22 protein-coding genes and 1 pseudogene are annotated in these 25,682 nt (G+C 67.8%); 11 read left to right on the top strand and 12 right to left on the bottom strand.

Annotated elements, in window-relative coordinates:
- Positions 1-77 precede the first annotated feature (77 nt).
- Both QFZ29_RS00340 and QFZ29_RS00335 read left to right on the top strand, forming a co-directional pair.
- Complete coding sequence (locus QFZ29_RS00340) at positions 78-1,271, top strand: ROK family transcriptional regulator (protein WP_306892252.1); 1,194 nt, start codon at positions 78-80, stop codon at positions 1,269-1,271.
- A 447-nt stretch (positions 1,272-1,718) separates the two neighbouring features.
- Positions 1,719-1,865 (top strand): hypothetical protein, encoded by a 147-nt coding sequence (locus tag QFZ29_RS00335; RefSeq protein ID WP_306892251.1) that lies wholly within the window; start codon positions 1,719-1,721, stop codon positions 1,863-1,865.
- 84 nt (positions 1,866-1,949) lie between these two features.
- Here the strand turns inward: QFZ29_RS00335 and QFZ29_RS00330 are convergent, their stop codons facing one another.
- Positions 1,950-3,092: an ROK family transcriptional regulator gene (locus QFZ29_RS00330; RefSeq protein ID WP_306892250.1), complete on the bottom strand. Its 1,143-nt coding sequence runs from the start codon at positions 3,090-3,092 to the stop codon at positions 1,950-1,952.
- Between the two features lie 152 nt (positions 3,093-3,244).
- Here QFZ29_RS00330 and QFZ29_RS00325 point away from each other — a divergent pair, with 152 nt between their 5' ends.
- Genes QFZ29_RS00325 through QFZ29_RS00310 form a run of 4 tightly spaced genes read left to right on the top strand, consistent with a single transcriptional unit; the run spans position 3,245 to position 7,975 of the window.
- The gene (locus QFZ29_RS00325) at positions 3,245-4,513 is read left to right on the top strand and encodes an extracellular solute-binding protein (RefSeq protein WP_306892249.1); all 1,269 of its coding nucleotides are present in this window, start codon (positions 3,245-3,247) and stop codon (positions 4,511-4,513) included.
- Positions 4,514-4,527: 14 nt separating this feature from the next.
- Entirely contained in the window at positions 4,528-5,550 is a 1,023-nt protein-coding gene (locus QFZ29_RS00320) for a carbohydrate ABC transporter permease (protein WP_306892248.1), read from the top strand.
- Positions 5,547-6,377: a carbohydrate ABC transporter permease gene (locus QFZ29_RS00315; protein WP_306892247.1), complete on the top strand. Its 831-nt coding sequence runs from the start codon at positions 5,547-5,549 to the stop codon at positions 6,375-6,377. Before QFZ29_RS00320 ends, QFZ29_RS00315 begins: the two co-directional genes overlap by 4 nt.
- A 2-nt stretch (positions 6,378-6,379) precedes the next feature.
- Positions 6,380-7,975: a glycoside hydrolase family 66 protein gene (locus QFZ29_RS00310; protein WP_306892246.1), complete on the top strand. Its 1,596-nt coding sequence runs from the start codon at positions 6,380-6,382 to the stop codon at positions 7,973-7,975.
- A gap of 149 nt (positions 7,976-8,124) precedes the next feature.
- Here the strand turns inward: QFZ29_RS00310 and QFZ29_RS00305 are convergent, their stop codons facing one another.
- From QFZ29_RS00305 to QFZ29_RS00285, 5 genes are all read right to left on the bottom strand, one after another.
- Positions 8,125-9,138: a LacI family DNA-binding transcriptional regulator gene (locus tag QFZ29_RS00305; RefSeq protein WP_306892245.1), complete on the bottom strand. Its 1,014-nt coding sequence runs from the start codon at positions 9,136-9,138 to the stop codon at positions 8,125-8,127.
- Positions 9,135-10,844: a glycoside hydrolase family 13 protein gene (locus tag QFZ29_RS00300; protein ID WP_373426155.1), complete on the bottom strand. Its 1,710-nt coding sequence runs from the start codon at positions 10,842-10,844 to the stop codon at positions 9,135-9,137. The genes QFZ29_RS00305 and QFZ29_RS00300 overlap by 4 nt, the downstream gene beginning before the upstream one ends.
- A 15-nt stretch (positions 10,845-10,859) precedes the next feature.
- On the bottom strand, positions 10,860-11,678 hold the full coding sequence (locus QFZ29_RS00295; RefSeq protein ID WP_306892244.1) for a carbohydrate ABC transporter permease: 819 nt from the start codon (positions 11,676-11,678) through the stop codon (positions 10,860-10,862).
- Positions 11,675-12,553: a carbohydrate ABC transporter permease gene (locus tag QFZ29_RS00290; protein WP_306892243.1), complete on the bottom strand. Its 879-nt coding sequence runs from the start codon at positions 12,551-12,553 to the stop codon at positions 11,675-11,677. Before QFZ29_RS00290 ends, QFZ29_RS00295 begins: the two co-directional genes overlap by 4 nt.
- A 119-nt stretch (positions 12,554-12,672) precedes the next feature.
- A complete protein-coding gene (locus tag QFZ29_RS00285; RefSeq protein ID WP_306892242.1) occupies positions 12,673-13,878 on the bottom strand; it encodes a sugar ABC transporter substrate-binding protein in 1,206 nt (401 codons plus the stop codon).
- A 485-nt stretch (positions 13,879-14,363) separates the two neighbouring features.
- Here QFZ29_RS00285 and QFZ29_RS00280 point away from each other — a divergent pair, with 485 nt between their 5' ends.
- A complete protein-coding gene (locus tag QFZ29_RS00280; RefSeq protein WP_306892241.1) occupies positions 14,364-15,401 on the top strand; it encodes a LysR family transcriptional regulator in 1,038 nt (345 codons plus the stop codon).
- Here QFZ29_RS00280 and QFZ29_RS00275 read toward each other — a convergent pair.
- The 6 genes from QFZ29_RS00275 to QFZ29_RS00250 form a co-directional block, all read right to left on the bottom strand.
- Positions 15,352-15,948 (bottom strand): alkylhydroperoxidase domain protein, encoded by a 597-nt coding sequence (locus QFZ29_RS00275; RefSeq protein WP_306892240.1) that lies wholly within the window; start codon positions 15,946-15,948, stop codon positions 15,352-15,354. The two genes, QFZ29_RS00280 and QFZ29_RS00275, sit on opposite strands and share 50 nt — an antisense overlap.
- Positions 15,945-16,577, bottom strand: coding sequence for a CMD domain protein (locus QFZ29_RS00270; protein ID WP_306892239.1), 633 nt, complete (start codon positions 16,575-16,577; stop codon positions 15,945-15,947). The genes QFZ29_RS00275 and QFZ29_RS00270 overlap by 4 nt, the downstream gene beginning before the upstream one ends.
- Positions 16,564-17,382, bottom strand: a complete 819-nt coding sequence (locus QFZ29_RS00265) for an ABC transporter ATP-binding protein (protein WP_306892238.1) — start codon at positions 17,380-17,382, stop codon at positions 16,564-16,566. Before QFZ29_RS00265 ends, QFZ29_RS00270 begins: the two co-directional genes overlap by 14 nt.
- The gene (locus QFZ29_RS00260) at positions 17,379-18,272 is read right to left on the bottom strand and encodes an ABC transporter ATP-binding protein (protein ID WP_306892236.1); all 894 of its coding nucleotides are present in this window, start codon (positions 18,270-18,272) and stop codon (positions 17,379-17,381) included. Before QFZ29_RS00260 ends, QFZ29_RS00265 begins: the two co-directional genes overlap by 4 nt.
- A complete protein-coding gene (locus QFZ29_RS00255) occupies positions 18,269-20,272 on the bottom strand; it encodes an ABC transporter permease (RefSeq protein ID WP_306892235.1) in 2,004 nt (667 codons plus the stop codon). The genes QFZ29_RS00260 and QFZ29_RS00255 overlap by 4 nt, the downstream gene beginning before the upstream one ends.
- A 75-nt stretch (positions 20,273-20,347) precedes the next feature.
- Positions 20,348-21,499, bottom strand: a complete 1,152-nt coding sequence (locus tag QFZ29_RS00250; protein WP_306892234.1) for an ABC transporter substrate-binding protein — start codon at positions 21,497-21,499, stop codon at positions 20,348-20,350.
- Here QFZ29_RS00250 and QFZ29_RS20340 point away from each other — a divergent pair.
- The 4 genes and pseudogenes from QFZ29_RS20340 to QFZ29_RS00230 form a co-directional block, all read left to right on the top strand.
- Positions 21,460-22,308: pseudogene (locus QFZ29_RS20340) on the top strand (FAD/NAD(P)-binding protein); the annotation flags it as partial. The gene QFZ29_RS00250 and the pseudogene QFZ29_RS20340 sit on opposite strands and share 40 nt — an antisense overlap.
- Positions 22,309-22,732: 424 nt before the next feature.
- Positions 22,733-23,719, top strand: coding sequence for a hypothetical protein (locus QFZ29_RS00240; RefSeq protein ID WP_306892232.1), 987 nt, complete (start codon positions 22,733-22,735; stop codon positions 23,717-23,719).
- A 26-nt stretch (positions 23,720-23,745) separates the two neighbouring features.
- On the top strand, positions 23,746-24,444 hold the full coding sequence (locus tag QFZ29_RS00235; protein WP_306892231.1) for an SDR family oxidoreductase: 699 nt from the start codon (positions 23,746-23,748) through the stop codon (positions 24,442-24,444).
- 123 nt (positions 24,445-24,567) lie between these two features.
- Positions 24,568-25,644, top strand: a complete 1,077-nt coding sequence (locus tag QFZ29_RS00230) for a MalY/PatB family protein (RefSeq protein WP_306896546.1) — start codon at positions 24,568-24,570, stop codon at positions 25,642-25,644.
- Positions 25,645-25,682 lie beyond the last annotated feature (38 nt).

Here is a 25,682-nt window from a genome sequence, read left to right as displayed (position 1 = left end):
AACTATTCAGACGTCAAGTGCCAGATTTTCGCGCCCCGATCCCGTGTATTTGATCCGTAAAACATGAATTCACCGTTATGCTGGCCCAAATGGTCGCTTCACTCGCGTGGACAGATCGCCCCGACGCTTCGTTGCCCGTGGCGATCGAGGTGCTGCGCCACGGGCCGATCTCGCGCGCCGACCTCGCGCGCCGAATGGGCATGTCCGCCGGCTCGCTCAGCCGTCTCACCGCTCCGCTGATCGATCAAGGGCTTCTCGTCGACATCGGCGAGCACAACGACGGACGCGTCGGCCGGCCTACCCGCCTCCTGGACGTCACGCCGGAGTCACGTCACTTCGTCGGAATCAAGCTCCGTGAAACCGAGGTGGTCGGCGCGCTCACCGACCTCAGGGGTGGAGTGCTCAATCAGTTGACACTGCCGTTGTCGGGACGCCGACCCGACGACGTTGTCGGCACCCTCGTCGATTTGATCGACACCGTCCGCGACGGCATCACGATCGCAGGCGTCGGCATCGGCCTCGGCGGCCGGGTTCGAAAGCGTACCCACGTGATGTCCGCGCGCTTCCTCGGCTGGACCGACGTTCCGCTTGCCGCACTTGTCGCTGAGCGCACTGGATTTCCAACCCGCGTCGACAACGACGTCATCGCCTTCACGGAATACGAACGATGGTTCGGGGCAGGCCGAGACGACGACCGATTCGCTGTCGTCACACTTGGAATCGGAACCGGCTTCGGGCTCGTCGCCAACGGGGCACTCATCGTCGACGAAGACCACGGCCTCGGCTTGGTCGGCCATTGGCCGCTCGATCCGAGCGGGCCGCTCTGCGAAGAGGGTCACCGTGGTTGTGCCGCCAGCTTGCTCAATTCCGACTCGATCGCGCGGCGGGCATCGATCGCGATCGGCGAGGAGCTCACCTTCGACGAAGTGTTGGACGCGGCGGAAAACGGCCAACGCGCAGCTGGTCAGATCGTTCGAGAGGCCGGTCGCGGCCTTGGCGTGCTGATCGCGGCGATCAGCAATCTCACCCTCCCGCAGCGCATCATCATCGGCGGCGAGGGCGTCCGGCTCGCCGTGCTCGCGCAGTCGGAGATGAGGCGAAGCCTCAGCGACCACCGCAACCCGCTCGCAGCCATCCTGCCGGTTATCTTCACGGATGGCGACAACGCCGAATGGTGCCGCGGCGCGGCAGCCCTAGCGATCCAATCGTTCGTACTCGGCTCAGCTGACGAGAGCAAGCTTTCCGGCAGGGATCGTCTCAGGATCGCGTAGCGTCCGACGCTATCCGATCTCAACACATGGAGGGCGTCGCCCGATAGCCAGACCACGTGAAGTCGCCCCGCCTCGACCGGGGGCGGAACAAGGCGGGACGACCGCCGGGCCAGCGCCGAGGGGAGCGCCCGTTGACCCAGCTCGCGATTGCCGCGCGAAGGTGGGGCGCGCGTGCAACCGCTAGCGCCTGCCACCCCCCGGCGGCAGGACAGGCGGCGGCCACGTGGCTCCCCGGTGTGTTTGCTCCGCCGCCGCCGACACGCAGATGTACCCCGAACCGCAGAGACCCGAACTCTGGCGGCGATGGGACGTGTGGCGGCTTTGACGCTACCAGCCGTGAGAGGGGCTCGGGTTAGCAGGATGTTACGTTTCCGGCCGAGCACGACGATTGCGCCCCCTCCACGCGAAGGCGAGACAGCTTTCTGCCCATTGCGTTATCCTCGCGTCATGATCACGCCTCTCACGCTCGACGACGTTGAGAATGCTTCCGACGAGGAGATCATCGCGGCATACATGCGTGACGGCGAGACGGAAGACCGTGCCCGGGCGTTCCTCTGGCAACTCCGGGACGCGGACCCACGCTTCCCGGACTAGGGACGCCCCAGCCGGTCAGCGCCCTTGTGCCGTCCATCGGAAGCCGCTCGGGGCGTCGCTCGCCATGTCGTCGCTCTTCCGCTATCACGTGCGACGCGACCGCCGTCGTTTCTGCACGTAGTTCTGGATCGCGATCACGGCTGCGCCGCGGCACCACGAGTCGTTTCCGCCTGAGACGAGTTCCACGACCACCTCGCCCGCGCGTGGATCCCGGTCGGCGCGGATCCCGTCTCGGACGGATGCCGCGGCTACCTCGGCGAGGCGAACTCCTTCACCGCCGATCACGACTTTGTCGGGAGCGGTCAGGTTCGCCACCGCTGCGATCAGCCGTCCGAGTCCGCGTCCGGAGACGTCGAGGATCTCGCGCGCGCCCGGCTCCCCGACCTCTGCCAGGTCGAGTGCCTCGTCGAATGTCACCTGGCGGCCGAGCGCCATGGACACGTCGCGCTCGATCGACGGGATGGCAAGCAGGCCTTCGGCGCACCCGCGGTGTCCTTTCGCGCACAAGGGACCGAACGGGTCCAACGGCCAGTGGCCGACGAGGCCGACCCCGGAGTCGTCGTTCGCGAGCAACGTCCCGTTCGCAACACATCCGTACCCGATCCCGACGCCGACGGTGAGCACGGCGAAGTTGTCGTGGCCGCGGCCGACCCCGAACCAGTGCTGCGACTCGGTGAACGCGGTGAGGTCGTTGGCCACGAAGGTGGGCACACCGGTCGCCGCTTCCACGAGTTCGGCGATGGGCACTGTGTGCCAGTCGAGGAACGGTGCACTCGCAACGGTGCGTGCGTCCACGACGACGCCGCCGAGCCCGATGCCGATCGCGGCGGCCGGACCGTCGTCGCGCAGCCGCCGCTCTAGCTCGGCGATCTGCCGCGCCACCTCGGCGGGTTCGTGCGACCTGAGCGGCTCCTCCTCGTAGCGAAGCAGGTCGGCGCGCAGGTCGGTGACCGCGGCCATGAGCATGTTGCCCGAGAGCTTCACACCGAGGAAGTGATGGGTGCCGGGGATCACGTCGAGCGGGATGGAGGGACGGCCCGTGCGCTTCTCGGCGAGTTCGGGCATCTCGACGAACAGGCCGACGTCGATGAGCTCAGTGCTGATGCGCGTGAGGGTCGCGGGGGCGAGCTGCAGTCGGCGCGCGAGATCGGAGCGGGACAGCGGACCGTGCAGCAACACCTCGAGGGCCACGGCGTGTGAGAGCTCATCGCTCGGCCTCCATGCCATCGACTGCGCCTCTTTCTACGTCCCATGAACATACTATGCGCTATTCGGCTTTTCAGGAGGCGATTGACAGCTACTTATTTTGTGTGGTGAAATAACCTCGATCCGGCCGAGCGGCGGATCCAACCCGCATCTCTCACACCAGGAGAACCGCAATGACGCGTTCACGAATCACCGCCGTCGGCCTGATGGCCGCGGCAGCACTCACCGTCACCGGATGCACCGCGGCCGACGCGCCGTCGGACGGTCCCGTCACCATCACGTTCTGGGGCAGCTACGGCAACGGCGGCAACTCCACCCAGCAGGACGCCCTGAACGAGCTGCTCATCCCGGCCTTCGAGGCGGAGCACCCCGACATCCACGTCGAGTACGTGGACATCCCCTACGACAGCCTGCTCCAGAAGCTCACGACGAGCGCAGCGGGCGAAGAGCTGCCCGACCTCGTGCGCGCCGACCTCGGCTGGGTGCCGCAGTTCGCGGAGCTCGGCGTGCTCGTGCCGCTCAGTCAGGAGATGGAGGACTTCGACGAGCTCGCCGACGCCACCTACCCGGGTGTGCTCGCGACGAACCTCTACGAAGGCGAGTACTACGGGCTTCCGCTCGACACGAATACGCGCGTCATGGTCTCGAACCAGGCCGCCCTCGACGCCGCCGGCCTGTCAGCACCGCCGGCGACGTTCGACGAGCTTCGCTCCCTCGGCGACGCGGTGAAGGGCACCGGCACGTTCGCCTTCGCCGAGAACAAGCTGCAGGCGTGGAACATCATGCCGTGGATCTGGTCGGCCGGCGGCGACATCGCCGATCCCGATCTCACGACCTCGACGGGGTACCTCGACAGTGACGAGAGCGTTGCGGGCATCCAACTGCTCGTCGACCTGTACGTGCAGGACGCTGTCCCGAACCTGATCATCGGCAACGAGGGGGCGACTGCGACGTCTGACGGCCTTCCCGGCGGCCAGTACGCCACCATCCTCGACGGGCCGTGGATGCGCGGTGTCTGGTCGGGTCAGTATCCCGACTTCGATCCCGTGTACTCAACGGTGCCGGCCGGCGACGGTGGCTCGGTGAGCGTCGTGGGCGGCGAGGACATCGTGCTGACGCAGAGCTCCGAGAACAAGGAGGCGGCGATGGAATTCATCCGCTTCACGCAGAGCGAGCAGTTCCAGATCGAGATGGTGAAGACCGGGCAGATGACGGTCATCCCGGAGTTCGCAGCGCAACAGAACGAGATCGAGCCCTTCTACGCGACGTTCGCGACACAGCTCGAGACCGCCAAGAACCGACTCGCGATCCCGGATGCCTCGAAGGTCGACGCCATCCTCCAGGAGGAGCTGCTCCCCGCCTTCGAGGGAACGATCTCGGTGAAGGAAGCCCTCGCGAACGCCGCCGCCGCGATCGACCCGCTGCTGCCCGGCGCGAAGTAGGACGAGTCCCGACCGTGACGATCCTCCCCACCCCGCTGGCCCCGGCTGGCCGCGCTCCCGAACAGGATTCGGGTGCGCGGCCGGCACCCCGCCGGGCCGGGCGCTCCGCGGTGCCCTTCGGCGGGCACCGTCGGGCGCGCCACTCCCGCAAGGCTGCCCGAGCGAAACTCACGCCCTATCTCTTCCTCGCGCCCGGCGTTGCGCTCTTCGCCGTGGCGATCCTCTACCCGATCACGCAAGCCGTGAACATGAGCTTCTTCGACTGGCAGCTCATCGCGAGCGCGACGAGCGAGTTCGTCGGCCTCGGCAACTACGTGCGTGCGCTCCAGGACGACCGCTTCTGGCTCGCCCTGGCCAACAGCGGCATCTACATGCTCTTCACCGTGCCGCCGCAGATCGTGCTCGGACTCGCCGTGGCGATCCTGCTGAAGAAGCGCAGCCCCGCGCAGCCGGTGTTCCGTGCGCTGTACTACCTGCCCGTCGTCACGAGCTGGGTGGTCGTCTCCCTCCTCTTCAAGTACCTCTTCGCCGACGCGGGCCTGATCAACTTCGCCCTCGGCGATCTGCTCCATGTCACCGACGGCGCCACGTCATGGCTCGCGAACCGCTGGACCGCGCTCATCGCAATCTGTGCGCTCGGCGTCTGGAAGGGCATCGGCTGGTCCATGATGATCTTCCTCGCAGCTCTTCAGGGCGTGCCGCGCTCGCTCGAAGAGGCCGCGATCATGGACGGGGCGAACCGCTGGCAGCAGCTCCGCGCGGTCACCCTCCCGGCGATCTGGCCGGCGATGCTCTTCGTCGTCGTGATGCTCGTGATCGGCGGGTTCAACGTCTTCACCTCGGTGCTCGTGATGACCGGCGGCGGCCCGGGCGGGCAGACCGAGGTGCTCCTCACGTACATGTACCAGCAGGCCTTCGAGTTCCTCGACTTCGGCTATGGCTCGGCGCTCTCGGTCATCCTCGCGATCGTCGTCTTCGTGCTCGCCATCGTCCAGCTCCGCGTCTTCCGCGACCGCTCAGGGGAGGCCTACGCATGAGCCGGATGCCGCTTGCCGCCGTCTTCCGCTACGTCGTGCTCGCCGTCGGGGCGATCATCATGGTCACCCCATTCATCTACCTGCTGTCGACGAGTTTCAAGCCGCAGGCGTACGTGCTCACGATTCCACCCGAGTTCATCCCGAACCCGGCGACGACCGCGAACTACGAGCAGGTCCTCACGAGCCACAACTTCGGGCTCTACTTCCTGAACTCCACGATCGTCACGGTGATCTCCACGGTGCTGTCGGTGCTCATCAGCTCGATGATGGCGTTCGCGTTCGCCCGCTTCAAGTTCCGCGGCCGGGAGCTCATCTTCCGGATCCTCCTCATCGGGCTCATCGTGCCCGCGATGATGCTCATCGTGCCGCAGTTCGTGCTCGCGAAGCAGCTGCATCTCCTCGACTCGCTCGTGGGGCTGATCGTGTTCTACGTTGCCGGCACCCTCGCACTCAACACCTTTCTGCTGCGCGGCTTCTTCGAAGCGATCCCGGCCGAGCTCGACCAGGCGATGCAGATCGACGGCGCATCCGCGTGGTCGCGGTACTGGCGGCTCGCGATCCCTCTCGCCAAGCCCGCCCTCGCGACCGCGACGATCTTCACCTTCCTCGCGAACTGGGACGAGTTCGCGTGGGCGCTCACGATCATCACCGATCAGGACAAGCTCACGCTGCCGGTCGCGATCCAGCTCTTCCAAGGGCAGAACGCCACCGAGTGGGGGCTCGTATTCGCGGCATCCGCTATCGCGATCATCCCCGTCATCATCGTCTTCCTCGTGTTCCAGCGGTACTTCGTGCAGGGCCTCACGGCCGGCGCCGTCAAAGGATGATCATGCCTTCACCAACTCTTCTGCCCACCCGTGCCTCGTTCGCCATGGGCGAGCCCGTCGGCATCGAGATCGGCGCCGACGACGGCGTCACCGGCACGCTGAGCGTGTGGCGCCTCGGCGAACTCGTGCATCGCGAGGAGGGCGCCGGCCGCGGCATCCGCTTGCTCGAGGGCCTCGATCGCGGCGGCTACGGCATCGAGCTCGAGATCGGCGACAGCGTCGTCGCACGCACGGCGGTCGAGGTCGCGCGCGACCAGAACGCCCGCTTGCGGTACGGTTTCGTCGCGAGCTACCGGCCGGGCAAAGACACGGCGGCCGTCGCTCGCTTCGCGCGGCGGTTGCACCTGAACGGCATCCAGTTCTATGACTGGGCGTACCGGCACGCCGAGCTGCTCGGCGGCGGAGAGGAGTACGACGACGCACTCGGCCAGCCGATCTCGCTCGCGACCGTGCGCGACCTCGTCGGCGCGGTGCAGGGCGCCGGGTCGCGTGCCTACGGCTACGCCGCGGTCTACGCCGTCGGCCCGAACGAGTGGGAGGCCTGGAGTGAGCACGCACTGCTGGCGCCGAGCGGAGAGCCGTATGCCCTCGGCGACTTCCTCTTCCTCGTTGACCCTGCTGCGCGGCCGTGGCTCGATCACTTCCGCGGCGAGCTGGCGCGTGCCGTCACTGAGATCGGGTTCGATGGGTTCCACCTCGACCAGTACGGATACCCCAAGTTCGCCGCCTCGCCCGACGGGCGCTCGGTCGACGTGGGCGAGTCGTTCGTGCGAGGCATCGAGGGGGTGCGCGATGCGCTGCCCGAGGCACGGCTCATCTTCAACAACGTGAACGACTTCCCCACCTGGCGCACCGCTGGCGCACCGCAAGACGCCGTCTACATCGAAGTGTGGGAGCCGCAGACAACGCTCGGCTCGCTCGCCGCGGTGGTGACCCGGGCGCGCGCGGCCGGTTCGGGCAAGCCCGTCGTGATCGCCGCGTACCAACACGTCTACGACCGAGCGGATGCTGCGGCATCCGACCGCGCAACGTCGCTCACGATGGCGACCCTCTTCTCGCACGGGGCCACGCAGCTGCTCGCCGGCGAGGCCGGGCGCCTGCTCGTCGATCCCTACTACGTTCGCAACCACGAGGCCGAGCCGCAGACACTCCACCTGCTCGCCCGGTGGTACGACTTCCTCGTCGAGCACGACGCGCTCCTGCAGGACCCGGCGATCGTCGAGGTCACCGGGTCGTACGCCGGCGACTACAACGGCGACCTCGATGTGTCGTACGTCGAGACCCCGGTGACCGGTGACCCGATCGCCGGATCCGTCTGGCGGCGCATCACGAGCACGTCGCACGGGCTCGTGATGCACCTGATCAACCTCCGCGGCCAGTCCGACACCCTCTGGGATGCGCCGCGCGCCGAGCCCGAGTCGCCCGGTGAGGGCACCCTGCGCTTCCGTCTGGTTCGCGGACGAATGCCACGGGTGCGCGTCGCCGACCCCGACGCACAGCCGCGGCTCATCGACCTCCCTGTTCGCCTCGAGGGCGACCACGCCGTCGTGATCCTTCCCGCTCCGAACATCTGGCAAGTCGTGCATATCGAACTCTGACTCCCCCACCGCCGTCGTTGCGCCGGAAGGCCGCGCCGGGGCGAGCGCCCCGATGACGGAAGTCCGCCGTTGGCATCCGTCAGCGCCCGCGGGCATCCGCGGAGCTTTACAGCTCGGCTCCCGATTCCCCGACCGCCTGACGCTCCGACTCAGGCGCCGAGCACCTCGAAGTCGGGGACCAGCTTGAGCGATGGTGACCGCTTCCCCGTCGAGGCGAGAAGCGCCATGCGCACCGCTGTCTCCGCGATGTCGCGAACCGAGTGAACCGTCCTGGTCGAGTCGGCACCCGGGCCTCCAGAGCGCCCGGTCGTGCCGAGCGCGATCACCGAACGACCCGGATCGACTTCTGGGTGCCGTGCGAGGAACTGGCCCCGAGCGCGATCGAACCCCGACAGGTACGAGCAGAGAAGCGCCGTCGGCCGCGGATCGGCATCGAGCAGCGCATCGAGACGCCGAGCCTGCTCCCCGACGTCCCTCGAAGATCGCATGACGTGCACATGGGCCCCTGCCCGCTCCGCGGCTGCCCGAACACCTTCGATGCCACGCTCCGCGTAAAGAAGACCCTCATCGAGTTCGTCGTCGGTGAACGCGACGTACACCATCGACCGGTGGCCCCACGACACAAGTGCGTCGACGGCCAACCTCCCGTCGGCGGTGAAGTCGTAGTCGACGAATGGCATGGAACTGAACGGCGTCGGGTCTCCCATTGCGATCGCGGGGGTGCCATTGCGCTCGAGCGCCCGAACGCGAGGGTCCGTCGCGATGACCGACATCAGGATGGCCGCATCGGCGCGTTTACTCGCCGTGATCCGGTGGAGTGCGGCTCCGCTGTCCGCCGCGTCCGTCGCAAGCAGCAGATCGCATCCCGCCCTGCGCGCCGCCGCCGCCACTTCCAGGTAGTAGACGCCCACCGTGTCGTCGTTGTACGCGTCGTCCGCAGGCGAGGAGAGCACGAGCGTGTCACTTCGCTCCCCGCGCAGTGCCTGCGCCGCAGCATTCGGCGTGAAGTCGAGCTCCTGGATCGCGCGCTCCACGGCCTTCCGGGTTCGATCCGAGATGGATCTCGATCCACTCAGCACATAGGAGACTGTGCTCTGCGACACGCCGGCACGCCGTGCGACATCCGTCATCGAGACCCGCCGCGACCCCTTCGACTCGGTCATCGCCCCTCCCGGCCTCCGGCGAGCGCGTCGGGCCCTACCGACAACCATATCGTCGTGTCGCCAGGCAGACGGCCGTCTTCGAGGTCCGCGCTCGAGAGCACCGGCTCACCCGTTGGAATCTCCACCGGGGTCGAACCGAGGTTGGCGACCACCAGGATGTCACCGACGACGAATGCGAGCACGTCGCCGCTCACGCGATCGTCCCACTCGAACTCGCCGCTGCCGAGCCGGTGGGCACGGCGAGCGGCGAGCGCCTCACGATAGAACGTCAGTGTCGAGTGCGCATCCGAACGCTGGCGATCCCAAGCGAACGATGCCCACGTCGACGGCTGAGGGAGCCAGCTCCTTCCCGTTGGGCTGAACCCGAACGCCGGCGCGGATGCCTCCCACGGGATCGGCACACGGCAACCATCGCGTCCGTAGCGCTCTCCGCCGGTTCGGGCGAACGCCGGATCCTGGCGGGATTCATCGGGAATGTCGATCGCCTCGGGCAGTCCGAGCTCCTCGCCCTGGTAGAGGTACGCGCTCCCCGGCAGAGCCAGCATGAGCGCGGTGGCCGCGCGAGCACGTCGGAGTCCGCCTCGCGCATCGAGCACGTCGAGCGTCTTCGGACCGATGCCGTGCACGAGAACCGCGTCATTCTCGTAACCGAAGCGAGTCGCGTGCCTGACGACGTCGTGGTTCGAGAGCACCCAGGTGCTCGGCGCACCGACGGCGCCGAACGCGTCGATGGAGTCGGCGATGAGCTTGCGCAGCCTCGTCGCGTCCCAACCGGCGGCGAGGAACTCGAAGTTGAAGGCCTGGTGCATCTCATCGGGCCGGACCCACTCGGCCAATCGCGCCAGCGGCGAGACCCAGGCCTCCGCGCAGAGGATCCGATCGGGCCCGTACTGCTCGAGCACTCCCCGCCACTCCCGATACACCTCGTGCACGGCGTCGAGCGCCCAGTACGGGGTCGGCTGGAAGAAGTCATCGGGGTCGGCCTCGTAGTCGGGCAGGCCATCGGCCTTCGCCAGACCATGGGCGACATCGACCCGGAAACCGTCGACACCGCGGTCGAGCCAGAAGCGGAGGATCTCGACGAAACGATCCCTGGTCCAGCGATTGTTCCAGTCGAAGTCGGGCTGGGTCGAGTCGAACAGATGGAGGTACCACTGGCCCGGGGCGCCGTCGGCGTCCACCGTCCGGGTCCATGCCGGTCCGCCGAAGCACGACTGCCAGTTGTTGGGCGGGAGGTCGCCGCCCTCGCCGAGCCCGTCACGGAAGATGTATCGGCGGCGCTCATCACTGCCCGGGCCGGCCAGGAGAGCCTGCCGGAACCAGTCATGCTCGCTCGAGGAGTGGTTGGGGACGAGATCTACGATCACCCGGATTCCGAAGCTGTGCGCGGTCTCGAGCAGGGTGTCGAAATCGCTCAAGGTCCCGAAGACCGGGTCCACGTCGACGTAGTCCGCGACGTCATAGCCCGCGTCGTTCTGGGGCGAGGTGTAGAACGGCGAGAGCCAGATGGCGTCGACGCCGAGCTCGGCCAGCTCACCGAGCTTCGCGGTGACCCCGGGCAGGTCCCCGATCCCGTCGCCGTTGGCGTCGGCGAACGAGCGCGGGTAGATCTGGTAGATCACCGCGGAGCGCCACCAGTCGGTCGATCGGGCGGCCGCCCCGTCGTCGACGACGGTCGCAGTTGAGGCAGTGGAGATGTCGGTCACGGAGTTCCTTCTCGATTACTTGCCCGACCCGGCGGCGAGGCCGGCTCGGAGATGGCGCTGCAGGAGGAGCAGCAAGATGACGGCGGGGATGGATGCGAGCACGCCGGCGGCCATCACGGTCGACCAATCGACGTTCGGTGATCCGATGTACTGGTAAATGCCGATCGTCATGGTTCGCAGATCGGATCCTGTCGTGAGCGTGAGGGCGAAGAGGAAGTCGCCCCATCCGGCGAGGAAGCCGAAAATTCCCGCAGTGATGAGTGCGTTGCGGCTCAGCGGCAGCACGATCGAGCGGAAGGTCCGCAGATCGCTGGCGCCATCGAGTCGTGCTGCCTCGAGGAGTTCTGGGTCGAGATCCCGCATGAACGACCGCAGCAGCAGGATCGCGAATGGCAGCGTGTTCGAGGCGTTCGCCAGGATGAGGCCGAAGATCGTGTTCAAGAGGCCGAGCGTGTGGAACACGGTGTAGAGCGAGTTGGACAACACGATCGGCGGCACGATCTGAGCGATGAAGAGCGTGATCAGGACCACATCGACGAATCGTGAACGGAGCCGCGACAACCCGAACGCCGCGGGTGCAGCGATCGCCACCGTCAGTACCGCCGTGCCGACGGCGACGGTGAGGCTGATGACGATGTTGCGGAACTGGTCGCTCAACGCCTCCGCGTACGCATCGAGCGAGGACGGGAGCGGGATCGGTGTCACCGATGCCGCTGTCGCCCCCGGCTGAAGCGATGCGCTGACCAGCCAGAAGATCGGATAGAGCATGGCGGCGAGGATGAGTGCTCCGACGGCGGAACTGAGGCCGCTGCGAACCCGTGCGCGCGTGTTCATCGTTCCTCCTTGCGGGCACCGAAGTACACGTACACGATCGCTACCACGAGCGTGATGAGCATGAGGAGGTTGCCGACTGCCGCGCCCTGACCGAATTCGAACTGCTTGAACGAGAGGGTGTACGCGACTGTGCCGAGCGTCTGCGTCGCGTTGGCCGGACCGCCGCCCGTCAGGATCAGCGGGAGCTCGAGGATCTTGAGTGTGTAGATGACGCTGAGCGTCGCCGCGACGAGTACCTGCGGGCGGATGCTCGGGAGCACGATGTGCCAGAAGCGGCCGAACCGGCCGGCGCCATCGAGCTGTGCGGCCTCGAGTTGGTCCAATGGGACGCCCTGCAGCGCCGCGCCGAGGATGATGACGTAGAAGGGGATGCCGAGCCAGATGTTGACGATGATCATGGCGATGAGGGCCACATCGGGGTCGGCGAGCGGCGAGCCGGTGACGCCCAGCGGTGCGAGCAGGGTCATGAGCGGACCGCGCTCCTGGAGGAGCCACCTCCAGACCGCCGCCGTCGTGACCAATGGCAGAAGCCACGGCAGCAGCATCGAACTCGAGTAGAACCGGCTTCCAGCGAATCGCTTGGCGAAGAACGTCGCGAGAGCGAGACCGATGACGAGCTGTGCGACGACGGTCGCAACGGTGATGACGATCGTGTTCCATGTCGCGAGCGGCACCACCGGGTCGCTGAGCACCTCGGCGTAGTTGGCCACGCCCACCCACGGTGCGTGCCCGTTGATGAACGTCGACGTGCGGAAGTCGACGAAACCCATCCAGACGTTCTTCACGAGCGGGTACCCGAAGAAGAACACGATGTACAGGAAGGCGGGGACCACGAACAGCAGGTAGCCCAACCGTTCTCGTCGTGCGGTCGTCATCCGTCGCGAAGTCGTAATCGCGGCCATGGGGCAAGCTCCTCAGGTCTGCTCGGCGCTCGGCGAGCGCCATCTGTCCGGGGCTGGGGGCGATGGACGACGCCCCCAGCCCCCGTCCGGGGTTACTGCTCGGAGGCCTTCTCGAGGGCTTCCTCGGGCTCGGTCCCGTTCGCGATCGCATCCTGGATCGCGTAGGTGAGCTGCTCGGTCTGCTTGCCGTTCAGCTCGGGGTCGCGAAGGTACGAGTCGGGGATGAGCGCGACGAGCGGCGCCTCCTCGGGGAACTCCGCCGCGTAGTCTTCGCCGACTGAGGTGTCGCCGGGGGTACGGCGGGACTGCTCGGCCATGATCAGCGCGTTCTCGTCGTTCGTGATGCAGGAGAGCACCTCGGCGGCCGCGGCCTGGTGCGCATCATCCGTCACCGGGATGGTCCACAGTTCCGCACCGATCGGCGATCGCGACGGGCCCGAGCCGTCCGGGCTCGGAATCGGGAAGACGCCGAGGTCGATGCCGAGGCCTTCGGCCTCGTTGAACAACCAGGATCCGGACATGACCATGGCGGCCTTACCCTCGCGGAAGTAGTCCTGTGCGTCCCAGTCCCAGGTGACCGCCGACGACGAGGTGCTTCCGTCGCTGACGAGGTCCTTCCAGAGCTGGAGCGCCTCAGCCGCTTCGGGTGTCGTCAGGTCTGAAGGATCGCCTCCGGCGCTCAGCAGGAACGGCAGGAAGACGTAAGGACCTGCGCCGGAGCCAGCCGAGAGGGCCAAGCCCATCCGGTCGGGGGTGGTGAGCTTCGCGGCGACGTCGCGCAGTTCGGCGAATGTCGTCGGCACCTCGACACCCGCCTCAGCGAACATCCCCTTGTTGTAGAACATGCCGACCGTGTTCACGCCGGGCGCGACGCCGTAGAGGGTGCCGTCGTAGGTTCCCATCTGCTGGAGCTTCGCGTCGTAGCCCTCTGCCGTGATGTCGTAGTCGGCGAGGTCGGTCAGCACACCGGTCTCCGCCACCCGTGTCAGGTCGGTGCCCTCGAGGTAGAGCAGATCGGGCAGGTCGTTCGAGGTGGCGGCCTGGAGCACCTTCCCGGTGAGCTCGCCGGGCGGGAAGTCCTGCAGCTCGACCGAGATGCCGGTCTCCTCCTCGCAGCGCTCGAAGTTCTCGGTGTTCGGTACTTGGAAGCTGTCATACGGCAGTCCGGTCCACACGGTGATGGAGTCTGCAGACGAACCTTGGGAGGGCGGCGCGCTGCAGGCGGCGAGCCCCGCGATGCCGACGATGACGATCGACGCGGCCATCACGGCACGTCGAGGCTGCTTCAAGATGGTCATGTTCCGAGTCCTCTTCAGTAGGGGTGAGGACGACCGTCGAGCACCTGCACTGCGGGGCTGGGGTCGATCCTCGATTCGATGGAACGTCGATACGTATCAACTGGTCGGATCACGGTAACCGCACCTCAGGGTCACCGACGAGCCGTAGAGCTTCTTTTTACACAGCATTAACGTGCCGAGGAGGGGTCGCGACATTCGATACGAATCGCTAGCCCCTGGAACACGCCGGAGTATGAGTCGCCGACGTTCGCACGCGGACCGCAGATGCAGAGTCGCCCGGGCACTTGCGCGCGGCGGCATGGACCGCGCAATCACCCCACGCACTACCCGCCAAGTCGGGACGCTCACCCCTGACGATCTGACCCGACTCCCTGCTTATCCGCTGGTCGGGTGACTGAGTCACGGACATCTCCCACCGCGGCGTAACCGCTCAGACACGTCTCGCGAGTAGAGTCGCACCTCCGCCCGCAACCCGGAGGTCAGCGATGGCCCAGACCCCGACCGGCCCCGGCCGGCTCGACATCGACCTGCAGACCATCCGCGTCATCCGCGCCATCGAGGAGACCGGATCGATCACGGGCGCCTCCCGGGCGCTCGGGCTCAGCCAGCCGGCGATCAGCCAGCATCTGCAGCGAGCAGAGACGCGCCTCGGCGTGCCGCTGCTCGTGCGCACCGGCCGCACGATCAGGCTCTCGGAGGCAGGGCAGGTGCTCGCCGACATCGCCCCGCAGATCTCCGACGCGCTCGACCACGCGTCGACGCAGATCACGGGGCTCGCGTCGCTCAACGCCGGCCGCGTCTCGCTCGCCGGCTTCCCGTCGGCGTCGTCGACCATCGTGCCGACGCTCCTCAGCACGATGCGCGAGTCCCGGCCGGGCATCTCCATGAGCTACACCGAGGCCGAACCGCCGGATGCCACCCAGCTCGTGCTCGACGGACAGTGCGACGTCGCGATCATCGCCTCGTACCCGAGCGAGCCGCTCGACCTCGACGCGCTGCACCGCCAGGGCCTCTGGGTGAAGACCCTGTTCCTCGACCAGATGCTGCTGATCCTCCCCGAGGGCCATCCGCTCGCCGACGAGCGCATCGTCGACCTCATCGCACTCCAGGACGATGAGTGGATCGCCGGATGCCCCCGGTGCCGCGGGCACGTCGTCGACGTGTGTGCGGCGGTCGGCTACGAACCGAACATCACGCTCGAGACCGACAACTTCATCGCCGCGCTCGGGATGGTCTCGCGGGGCCTCGGGATCGCCGTGCTGCCGCGCTTGTCACTCGGCACCGCGGCGATCCCGAAGGGCGCAGTGGTGCGGCGGCTGAATCCGCACGCAAACCGCGAGATCCACGTGATCGCGCCAGAGTCCGCGGTCTCGACGGGAGCCGTCCGCGCGACGCTCGCGACCCTCGCCGCGCTCGACGGCGCAGCGTGGAAGATGCTCCGCCCGTCGCACGTCGCGCGCCGAGCGCGCGTGTTCAGTACGTCGGCTCCCCCAACGCGAGCATCAGCCGATTCGCCCAGCTGAAAAACGCGCCCGACATGATCGCGTCGAGGATCTCGAGCTCGTCGAGGCCCGCCGCGCGAACCTCGTCGAGGGTCGCCTGACCGAAACGCGGGGGTGTCGCCGTGAGCGCGGCCGCGGCGCGGATGATCGCCGTCCATCTCGGATCGAGTTGGACGCTCACGCCCTCGTCGAGGAGGCGCTGCACGTCGTCGCGTCGCTTCGAGTGATGCGACGCGAAACCCGAATGCACCGAGGCGCAGTAGATGCATCCGTTGTACCGGCTCGCCGCGGTCGCAGCGATCTCTCGATCGGCGCGCGGAAGACCCTGCTTCGTGTTGTAGAAGATGTCGTTGTCAGTCTTCGTGCGCTCGCGCAGGATCGCCGCATCCCTCGCGAGCAGCCGAAAGTACTCGTTCTTCGCGCGGCTGCGCTGCACGAGGGCCTCGTAGTGCTCCTCGGTGAGGTCCTCCTCGTCGAGCGGCGGCAGCCAGGTGCGCCAGTTCAGCATGTCCTGCGTGAATCGCTCGGGCTCGGTGATGGTGGCGGATGGGGCGAGGCGCTCGTTCACGGGCGGCGTCCTTCCAGGTCGATCTTCAATGCGTTGAGGCCGGCGACCACCCTGATCTGAAAGGTCAGGAAGGCCACGAGCTGGGAGAGGGTGACGATCGCGTCGACGCTCCAGCCGCCGTCGAGCAGCTGCTGCAACCGCTCACGCGACGCGTCGCGAGGGTGAAACACGAGGAAGTGCGCGAACTCCATCGCCGATGCGAGCCGGTCGCCGAGCACGTACACGCCGGCGAGATCGTCGACCGCGTACTCGGGCCCGACCACCGTCTCGGCGGCGAGCGGACCGCGGAACGCCCCGTACGGGCCGAACGCCTTCGCGTGGGCGGCCTCGGCGAGGATCACGTCGAGCGCCGCCGAGCCTGCCGGCTCACCGGCGAGCAGGAGCTCGCTGTAGAACTCGACCGCCGCGTCCACGCCGTGCAGTGCCGCGACGAACGCGCCGATAGCGTAGCGCTCCTGAAGTGTGACGGCCGAGGCGTCAGCGGGCGCGAACAGGGCGAGGAAGCTGCCCTGTACGTGTTCGCGCGCCTCGGGGCGGTTGTCGCGCACCGCGTCGAGCGGGTCGCCGGGGGCGATGCCGACGAGGTGGTCGATGACGTCGGCGGGCAAGAGGGTGTCAGTGGCCGGCACGGGCAATCCTTTCGTTGGAGGCGGGGCTGGCGGATGCCGCGGCGGCGGAATCCGCGGGGGCGTTCGCGTGACCGAGATACGCCTCTCGGATCTCGGGGTTGGCGAGCAGCTCGGCGGCCGGCCCGGAGAGCCGCACGACGCCGTTCACGAGCACATAGCCGCGATGTGCGATCGACAGCGCGAGCTCGGCGCTCTGCTCGACGATGAAGACGGCGATGCCGAGCTCGTGGTTGATGCGCTGGATCGTCTCGAGCACCTGCTCGACGACGATCGGCGCGAGGCCCATCGTCGGCTCGTCCATGCAGATGAGCTCCGGCCCCGACATGAGTGCCCGTGCGAAGGCGAGCATCTGCTGCTCGCCGCCGGACATCGTCCCCGCCTGCTGCGAACGCCGCTCCGCGAGGCGAGGGAACAGCTCGTACTGCTGCGCGAGGCTCTGCTTGATCTTCGCTCGGCCGTCACCGCGGGTGTACGCCCCGACGAGGAGGTTCTCCTCGATCGTCATCTCGGGGAACACGCGCCGCGCTTCGGGCACCGATGCGATGCCCCGTCGCACGATCTCGGCCGTGGAGGCCTTGAGCGTGCTCTCGCCCTTGAAGCGGATGTCGCCGCTCTTCGGCTTCACGAGCCGGAGGATCGTCTTCATCGTGGTGGACTTGCCGCACGCATTTCCCCCCAGGAGCGACACGATTTCGCCGCGACCGATTGTGTACGAGACATCGCGGAGCGCGTGGAAGTGCCCGTAGTAGACATTGACGTCGCGGAAGTCGAGCAGCGGCTCGGCGACGTTCGCGAGCTGGTTCATGCGGTCTTCTCCGTTCCGAGCACGGCGGACTCGAGATCGTGAGTCTGTGCGGCGATGCGGCCGCGGCGCTTGCCGAGATAGGCCTCGATGACGCGTTCGTCGTTCTGCACCTCGGCGGGGGTTCCGTTCGCGATGATGGCGCCGTGGTCCATCACGATCACCCGGTCGGAGACGGTCATGACGAGGTCGAGCTTGTGCTCGACGATGAGCATCGTCTGTCCTTGCGCCTTGAGTTCGAGCAGTTGCTGCATGACCTCGTTCGTCTCCGAGGTGTTCATGCCGGCCGTCGGCTCGTCGAGCAGGAGGAGCGTCGGCGCGGACGCGAGCGCGCGGGCGATCTCGGTACGGCGCCGGTTTGCGTACGAAAGCGTCCAGGCGAAGTGGTCGCGCCGGGTGGCCAGTCGCGATGAGAACCGGGAGATCTGCTCGGTCACGCCCTCCTCGAGGGCGGCATGTTCGCGCCGGAGGGCGGGCGTGCCGGTGATCGCAAGCACGGTCTCGGTGATGAGCGCCACCCACCGTGCGAAGGGAAGCCGGCGCAGTACGGGCAGCGGAGCCGAGGCGGTCGCGAGCGGGACTTGGCCGACCAGCACGTTCTCCTCGACGGTGCAGTTGCCGAACACTCGACCGTTCTGGAACGTCCGGCGGATGCCGCTGCGCGCGATGCGGTCGGGGACGCGCCCGGCGATGTCCTCACCGCCGAACATGACGCGACCGGCATCCGGCTTCAGTTCACCGCTCAAGAGGTTGATCGTCGTCGTCTTGCCCGAGCCGTTGGGGCCGATGATGCTCACGACCTCGCCGTCGTCGACGTGGAAGGTCGTGGCGTCGACCGCGACGAGCGCGCCGAACGAGCGGGTGAGCCGGGTGACGTCGAGGAGCCGGGTCATGCGTGCACCTCCTTGGGTGTGGTGGGGGCGGATGCCGCGCCGTCGCCGTCGGGCATGGGGCTCGGCGTGTCGGCGGAGGTGGTCGGGGCGAGCGAGCCGGCGAGCTTGACGGACGGGACGATCGCGCTCGGCGCGTCCGGTCTCGGAGTGCGCCCGGTGATCCGGCGGACGAGGCCCGCGAGCGGCAGGGGAAGGGTCCAGAGGCCCTGCGGCCGGAAGCGCACGAGCAGCAGGAGCACGAGCCCGTACACGAGCAGACGAGTCTCGGCCGCGGCACGGAAGAGCTCGAGTCCGCCGACGAGCACGATCGCCCCGAGTACTGCGCCGAAGGGGCGCAGCATGCTGCCGAGCACGGCGATGATGACGATCTGGAACGAGAGGTTGGGACTGAATATCTTAGGGTCGACGTACCCGAACTGCGCTGCCCAGAACGCGCCGCCGACGCCCGCGATGAAGCCGCCGATGCCGAAGGCGAGCGACTTGTACTGCGGCGTCGCGATGCCCGCGGATCGGGCGGCGATCTCGTCGTCGCGGGTCGCACGCCAGTAGAGGCCGAGGTGCGACGTCCCGAGTCGGTGCACGACGAGGATGATCGCGAGCAGGATGCCGAGCCCGAGCGCGTAGAGCGAGGTGGTCGAGTTGAACTGGAATCCCAGGATCTCGGGCAGCGGAATGAGCGACAGTCCGCTTCCGCCGCCGGTGAGCGGTTCGGCGACGAGGATCACGGCGGAGATCGCTGCGCCGGTCGCGAGCGTGGCGATCGCCGGGTAGTGGCCGGACAGCTTCCAGCTCGGGGCGGCGAGCAGCGTCACGATGACCGCCGAGACCAGTCCCGCGATGAGGAGCGCGGCTGTGAACGGGATCGCGAGGTCCCGCGTGAGCAGTGCGGCCGTGTAGGCACCGATCGCCACCGGACCCGCTTGGCCGAGCGAGAGCTGGCCCGCGGCGCCGCCGATGATGGTCATCGACAGGGCGATCATCGCGAAGGAGAGCACCTGGATGCCGATCTGCACGGTGTAGCCGTTGAAGAGCCCGGGGATCGCCGGCACGATCGCGAGCGCGATCAGTACCGCGACCTGCCAGCGCTTCATGATGATGGGCCGCGCTTGCGAGAAGAACGTGCCGCTCAGCGGCTCGCGCTTGATCGCCTTCTTGCCGAACAGACCCTCGGGGCGGATCCACAGCACTGCGAGGAGCACGCCGAACGTGATGAGTTGCCGTACGGAGTCACCCCACAGGCCGACGCCGAACGCTTCGACCACGCCGAGGACGAGGCCGCCGACGACGGCGCCGAGGAGCGATCCGAGCCCGCCCAGGGTGGCCGCCGCGATGCCGGCGAGGCCGATCTGGAACCCCTGCGTCGGAGCGATGGTCGTGAAGTACGCCGCGACGAGCACGCCTGCGAGACCTCCGAGACCGGACGCGACCATGAACGCGATCGACTGCACGCGGGCCGTGGGCACGCCCATCTGCTCGGCCGCCTCGCGGTCCTGCGACGTGGCCCGGATGGCACGACCGATCTTCGTGAATCGCAGGCCGAGCGCGAGCACGACCATGAGGGTCACGCCGGTGGTGAGGATGATGAGGTCGATGAGGCCGACGCTGAGTCCGCCGACCTGGAACGTCGCGTCGGGCAGACCGGAGTCGAAGCGTCGCACCTGCGGCCCGAACACCATCTGCGTGAGGTTGTCGAGGATGATCATGACCGCGATCGTCGAGAGCACCGCAGCGATCGGCGCGCGTCCGGCGAACGGTCGCACGGCGACGAGGTTGATGAGATAGCCGAGCAGGGCGGTCACCACGATCGCGGCGAGCGCGCCCGCCCAGAGCGGCAGCCCGAGGTTCGAGGTCACGAACCATCCGGTCATCGCTCCGACCGCGAAGAGCGAGCCGTGAGCGAAGTTGACGACGTTTGCGACGCCGATGACGAGGGAGAGGCCGAGGGCGACGAGTGCGTACGCGTTGCCGTTGACGAGCCCGGCGAACAACAGATCGAGCACTGGATGTCCTTCCTGTGGCGAGTGGATCGGTGGGCGGGCGGGAGCGCGTCGGGCACCCCCGCCCGCGAGGGCTGACTACAGGTCGTCGGTCTGGACGAACGCGCCGTCCTCGACCACGAGCCACGTGAACTTCGGGTCGTCGATACGACGCTCGTCGTTGTATTCGGCGTCGCCGTAGATGATGCTCGGGATGTCCTTGCCATCGCGCAGCGCATCGCGAATGCCCGTTCGGTCGAGCGTCTCAGCCTGCTCGGCAGCCCAGGCGAGCTGCTTGAGGCCGTCGTACGCGAAGGCGGCGAACAGGTTCGGCTCGGTGTCGAACTTCTCGGTGAATGCGGCGACGAACTCGTCCACCGCGGGGTCGTCCGTCTCAGGGTAGAAGGAGGTCTCCGTGTAGACGCCGTCGGCCGAAGCTCCGGCCAGGTTGAGGAACTCCGGCGAATAGTTCGAGCCCACGGCGACGAACGGCACGTCGGTGAGGCCGACCTGCTCCGCCTGCTGCACGAGCAGGGCGGTCGAGGAGTAGTACGTGTAGAACACGACCGCGTCGGCGCCGGCGTCGCGTGCCTGAACGAGCTGCGGCTTGAAGTCCGTCGACGCCTCCTCGACCGGGGTCGAGTAGACGATCTCGTGGCCGTTGGTCTCCGCCTCGTCCCGGAAGACGTCGAACGCCGCGTTGCCCCAGTCGGTGTTGAGGTAGAACACGGCGAGCTTGTCGCCGAACTTCGCGGCACCGTTCTCGATGAACCGGCCCTCCACCTCTTGCGTGACGGAGGGGCTGAAGATGAAGTCGCCGGTCGTGGTGAAGTCGGGGTGGGAGTTCGTGATGCCGAGCTGGAGGAGCCTGCCGCGCTGGTAGAGCGGACTGGCGACCATCGAAGTGGCCGACGAGAAGTCGCCCATGACGGCGAGGATGTTCTCGTCGCTCACGAATCGTTGCGCGATGGTCGTGGCCTGGCTCGCCTCGCCCTGGCTGTCCTGGAAGTCGATCTCGACCGGACGGCCGTCGATCCCGCCGTCCTCGTTGATCTCCTCGAGGGCGAGCTCGAACCCGTCCTGCCAGTTCTTCCCGTACTCGGCCTGGTTGCCGGTCAGTGGGCCGGAAACGCCGAACACGATCGGGCTGTCGTCGCTGCCGGAGCCCGACGCGCCATCTGCGCAGCCGGCGAGCGCCAGGATCGAGACGGATGCCGCGGCGATCGCCGCGAGACGCTGTGTCTTGGTCATTGTTCATCCTCGGTGGAGGGGAAAGCACTCGCGTGCCCTCCGGTGGGTGGGGAATGCCTCGGAACCGGGATGGGAGTCGGCCCGAGGTCGAGTCGGGCTCCGTCGCCATGCATTCGAGCTTGACCGATCGAATGTTTCGCCCGAAAGAAATCGATGTGCATGACGGGATCGTCGTCATAAGCCGGGGTTATCCGACTGGGTGCGTCGGAGTAATCCGTCGTATACCTGAAGGCATGCCATCTTCACGACCCGCTTCCCTCTGCGTCATCGGCGTCGGCCCTCGAGGCACCTCGGTGCTCGAGCGCTTGCGCGCCGAAGCGCCCGCTTGGGCGGCGGCCGAGGCGTGGGAGCTCCACCTCGTCGACGCCGCCGAGTTCGGAGCGGGGCGCGTGTGGCGCACCGACCAGACGCGTGAGCTCTGCATGAACACGTTCGCCGGTGCGGTCACGCTCTTCACCGACACGAGCGTCGACACGGTCGGCCCGATCGTGGAGGGACCGACAATGTTCGAATGGTGCATGCTCGTGCTCGACGCACTCGCGCCGAGCGAGCGTTCGCGTTGCGAGGTCGAGCGGATTCCGCCGGCCCGACGCGAGCGCTTCGCGGAGCAACCCGTGCGCGAACGCGTCGGAGCCCGGTTCCTCGACGAGCTGCGCGGGCTCCGTCCCGAGTCGCACCCGAGCCGGGCGCTCTACGGCGAGTACCTCGTCTGGTGCTTCGACCGAGCCGTCGCGTCACTTCCCGACGGCGCGACGGTGCACGAGCATCACGAGCGCGCGGTGCGCATCGAGCGCACCGGCGGACGAGAACGCATCACGCTCGCGAGCGGTCGCACGATCGACTGCGACGCCGTGATCATGGCCGGCGGATGGATTCCGCGTCTGCCCTCCGCAGCCGACCGGGAGCTCGAGCTCGCGGTCGCGGGCCGCGCCACGTGGATCCGCCAGGGTTCTCCCGTCGAGCAGGACCTCAGCGGCGTACCCGCGAGCGAGCCCGTCATCGTCCGCGGGCTCGGGATGGGTTTCTTCGACTCGCTGGCGCTCCTCACGATCGGGCGCGGCGGCCGCTTCGAGGAATCACGTCCCGGTCGGCTGCGCTACCCTCGCGACTGGGCGAGAGCCGATCGTGCACGTCACGTCGAATCGCGGCGTGCCGTTCCGCTCGAAGTCGGTCTATCGCTCGTTACCCCCGGCGGCGGCTCACCGGCGCTTCCGCAGCGTGGACTGGTCGCGGATGCCGCGCCCGCTCGATTTCGACCGCGACGTCTGGCCGGTCATCGTTCGAGACGGCTACGACGCGTACTACCGCACCCTCGCAGAGGTACGACCGGAGGCGCTACCCCATGGACTCGAACCGATCACGTCGGCCATCGACGAGTGGGACGGCGCGCCGGGCGCGCTCGACGCCGCCATCGCGCCGTTCGTGACTGCGACCGACGACCGGTTCGAGCTCGCCGACCTGATCCACCCGGCCGCCGCCGCGGGTCCATTCGCACACCCTGCGGCCTTCGACGCATGGGTGCACGACTACCTCGAGCGCGACCTGGACGAGGCCGATGCCGGAACCCGCAGCCCGCTCAAGGCGGGTCTCTGGTCGATCGGTGCCGCACGCAAAGCCGTCGCCGAGCTCATCGCCTTCGACGGCGTGCTCGCCGAGTCGTTCCGCGGTGGCTACCGGGACTTCGTCTCGTTCGGCGGCATGATCGGCAGCGGACCCCCGGCCTTCCGGACCCGTCAACTCCTCGCGCTGGCCGACGCCGGCCTCGTGCACTTCATCGGCCCGGGCGCGCGCCTGCGCTTCGACGAATCCGAGAGACCCTTCGTCGCCGATTCGCCGATCGTCGCAGATTCGGCCGTCGCGGCATCCGTGCTCATCGATGCCTGGATGCACCTGCCCGATCTCGGCCGCGCGGCCGATGAGGTCGTCGTCGGGCTGCGCGAGCAGGGCCGGATGCGCCCGCACGTGCGTCACGCATCCGACGGCACCCCTCATCCGACCGCCGCGATCGACGTCGATCCCGAGACCTCGCGGCTCATCGCCGCCGACGGCAGCATCGACCCTGCCGTGATCGTCATCGGCATTCCGCTCGATGAGAGTCGCGGCGACACCATCATCAGCCCGATGCCGGGGGCGAACTCGACGATGCTGCGGGAGACCGACCGCGCAGTCGCCGCGGCCTACGAGACACTGACCGAAGCGCGGCGACGCGCGGCCGCCTGACTCGCCGAACCACCTCGAGGAGCACCGTGACCCCCACCCATCGACCTGTCGCCCTCGTCACCGGCGCAACCGGAGGCATGGGAGCCGAGATCGTCGCCGAACTCACGACGACGCATGACGTCGTCGCGGTCGGCCGATCTGCAAGCCGGCTTCGCGAACTGCAGGAATCGACCGGATGTCGGACGGTGCTCGTCGACCTCGGGGATCTCGACAGCCTCCGCGCTGGGCTCGAGGGTCTTGAACGACTCGACGTGCTCGTGCACGCCGCGGCGATCGCCGATGCGCTCCGCGTCGACGAGGCATCCGTCGCTGACTGGGAGTCGCACCTACGCACCAACGTCGTCGCCCCGGCGGAGCTCACACGCCTGGCACTGCCGATGCTCCGCAAGCGCCAGGGAACCGTGATGTTCATCGGCTCGGGCGCGAGCACTCGCCCCGTGCCCGGGAACGCCGTCTACACGGCCACGAAGCACGCGCTCAAGGGCCTCGCCGACGTGCTCCGCATCGACGAGGCACCGAACCGCGTGCGGGTGACGACCATCGCACCCGGCCAGACCGACACGCCGATGCTGCGTCACCAGCACGACGCGCTGGAGCGCCCCTACGAACCCGAGCGCTATATCCGGCCAGAGACCGTCGCTCGGGCGGTGCGATTCGTCGTCGATGCCACGCCCGACGTTCAGCTCACCGACCTCGCCGTGCGTCCCCGCCGGGAGATCGCATGACCCGCCCTCCCGCACACGCCGACACGCTCCGAGCCCTGAAGTGGGACGCGCACCCCGGCAAGATCGGCGCCTGGATCGCCGAGTCCGACTTCGGCACGGCCCCCGCCGTCACGGCGGCGCTGCATCGCGCGGTCGAAGCAGGCTTCCTCACCTACCTTCCCAACGTCGACGGCACGGCGGGCCGAGTCGGCGTGCGCCAGCTTCCTCGCGACCCGGTTCGGTTGGGACATTCCCGCCGAGCTGGTGCATCTCGTACCCGACGTGCTTGCCGGACTCAGGATCACGATCAAGCACTTCACGCCGCCCGGCGCAGCCGTCATCGTGCCGACACCTGCGTACATGCCGTTCCTCGACGTGCCAGCCAGAGCCGGTCGCGAGATCATCCAGGTGCCATCCCATGTCGTCGACGGTCGCTGGGCCATGGACCTCGACGGAATCGATCGGGCGTTCGCAGCCGGCGCCGGCTTGCTCGTGCTGTGCAACCCGCATAACCCGCTCGGCCAAGTGATGACGTCGGTGGAGCAGTCAGCTCTCTCGCAGGTCGTCGAACGACACGGGGGCCGTGTCTTCTCCGACGAGATCCACGCGCCGATCATCTATCCCGGTGCCACCCATCTTCCCTACGCCGCTCTGTCCGACGCGACAGCGCGCCACACCATCACCGCGATCGCGACCTCGAAGGGCTGGAACATCCCCGGCCTCAAGACAGCACAGCTCATTCTGACCAACGACGAGGACCAAGCGACCTGGCACGACCGCGACCTGGTGCCGAGCCAGACCGGCAGCATCCTCGGAGCCGTCGCGGCCGCCGCCGCCTATCTCGACGGCGTCGACTGGCTGGACTCGGCGGTCGCGCGGTTCGACGCGAACCGGCACCTCCTTGCAGGCCTCCTCTCCCGGCATACGCCGGAGATCGGCATGCGGATGCCGGATGCGACGTATCTCGCGTGGCTCGACTTCACCTCGGCAGGGCTCAAGGTCGCACCAGCGAGCTTCCTGCTCGACGCCGCCGGAATCGCGGCATCCGACGGCGCTGCGTGCGGAACGGGTGGCGACGGATTCGTGCGTTTCAATTTCGCGCTCGAGGCTGGAATGCTCGAGCACGCCGTAGTCCGAATGGCACATGCGCTCCAGGAACCGCCCTCCGCGCGAGCCCCGACGGCGCACCAGCACCTGCCGACACGGTCACGATCCCATTAGGAACCCGACACCTCACGCATCATGAGCTGAACACCTCC

Origin of the sequence: Agromyces albus, from assembly GCF_030815405.1 — a bacterium.
GTDB lineage: Bacteria > Actinomycetota > Actinomycetes > Actinomycetales > Microbacteriaceae > Agromyces > Agromyces albus_A.
Note: the sequence above shows the minus strand (reverse complement) of the source record. Positions and strands in the feature narration are given on the sequence as shown.

What these genes read in the sequence shown, in the direction of transcription:
- QFZ29_RS00340 (WP_306892252.1), top strand. Translation starts at nt 78, where the DNA reads ATGCTGGCCCAAATGGTCGCTTCACTCGCGTGGACAGATCGCCCCGAC.
- QFZ29_RS00335 (WP_306892251.1), top strand. Translation starts at nt 1,719, where the DNA reads ATGATCACGCCTCTCACGCTCGACGACGTTGAGAATGCTTCCGACGAG.
- QFZ29_RS00330 (WP_306892250.1), bottom strand. Translation starts at nt 3,092, where the DNA reads ATGGCATGGAGGCCGAGCGATGAGCTCTCACACGCCGTGGCCCTCGAG.
- QFZ29_RS00325 (WP_306892249.1), top strand. Translation starts at nt 3,245, where the DNA reads ATGACGCGTTCACGAATCACCGCCGTCGGCCTGATGGCCGCGGCAGCA.
- QFZ29_RS00315 (WP_306892247.1), top strand. Translation starts at nt 5,547, where the DNA reads ATGAGCCGGATGCCGCTTGCCGCCGTCTTCCGCTACGTCGTGCTCGCC.
- QFZ29_RS00310 (WP_306892246.1), top strand. Translation starts at nt 6,380, where the DNA reads ATGCCTTCACCAACTCTTCTGCCCACCCGTGCCTCGTTCGCCATGGGC.
- QFZ29_RS00305 (WP_306892245.1), bottom strand. Translation starts at nt 9,138, where the DNA reads ATGACCGAGTCGAAGGGGTCGCGGCGGGTCTCGATGACGGATGTCGCA.
- QFZ29_RS00295 (WP_306892244.1), bottom strand. Translation starts at nt 11,678, where the DNA reads ATGAACACGCGCGCACGGGTTCGCAGCGGCCTCAGTTCCGCCGTCGGA.
- QFZ29_RS00290 (WP_306892243.1), bottom strand. Translation starts at nt 12,553, where the DNA reads ATGACGACCGCACGACGAGAACGGTTGGGCTACCTGCTGTTCGTGGTC.
- QFZ29_RS00285 (WP_306892242.1), bottom strand. Translation starts at nt 13,878, where the DNA reads ATGACCATCTTGAAGCAGCCTCGACGTGCCGTGATGGCCGCGTCGATC.
- QFZ29_RS00280 (WP_306892241.1), top strand. Translation starts at nt 14,364, where the DNA reads ATGGCCCAGACCCCGACCGGCCCCGGCCGGCTCGACATCGACCTGCAG.
- QFZ29_RS00265 (WP_306892238.1), bottom strand. Translation starts at nt 17,382, where the DNA reads ATGAACCAGCTCGCGAACGTCGCCGAGCCGCTGCTCGACTTCCGCGAC.
- QFZ29_RS00260 (WP_306892236.1), bottom strand. Translation starts at nt 18,272, where the DNA reads ATGACCCGGCTCCTCGACGTCACCCGGCTCACCCGCTCGTTCGGCGCG.
- QFZ29_RS00250 (WP_306892234.1), bottom strand. Translation starts at nt 21,499, where the DNA reads ATGACCAAGACACAGCGTCTCGCGGCGATCGCCGCGGCATCCGTCTCG.
- QFZ29_RS00240 (WP_306892232.1), top strand. Translation starts at nt 22,733, where the DNA reads ATGCCGCGCCCGCTCGATTTCGACCGCGACGTCTGGCCGGTCATCGTT.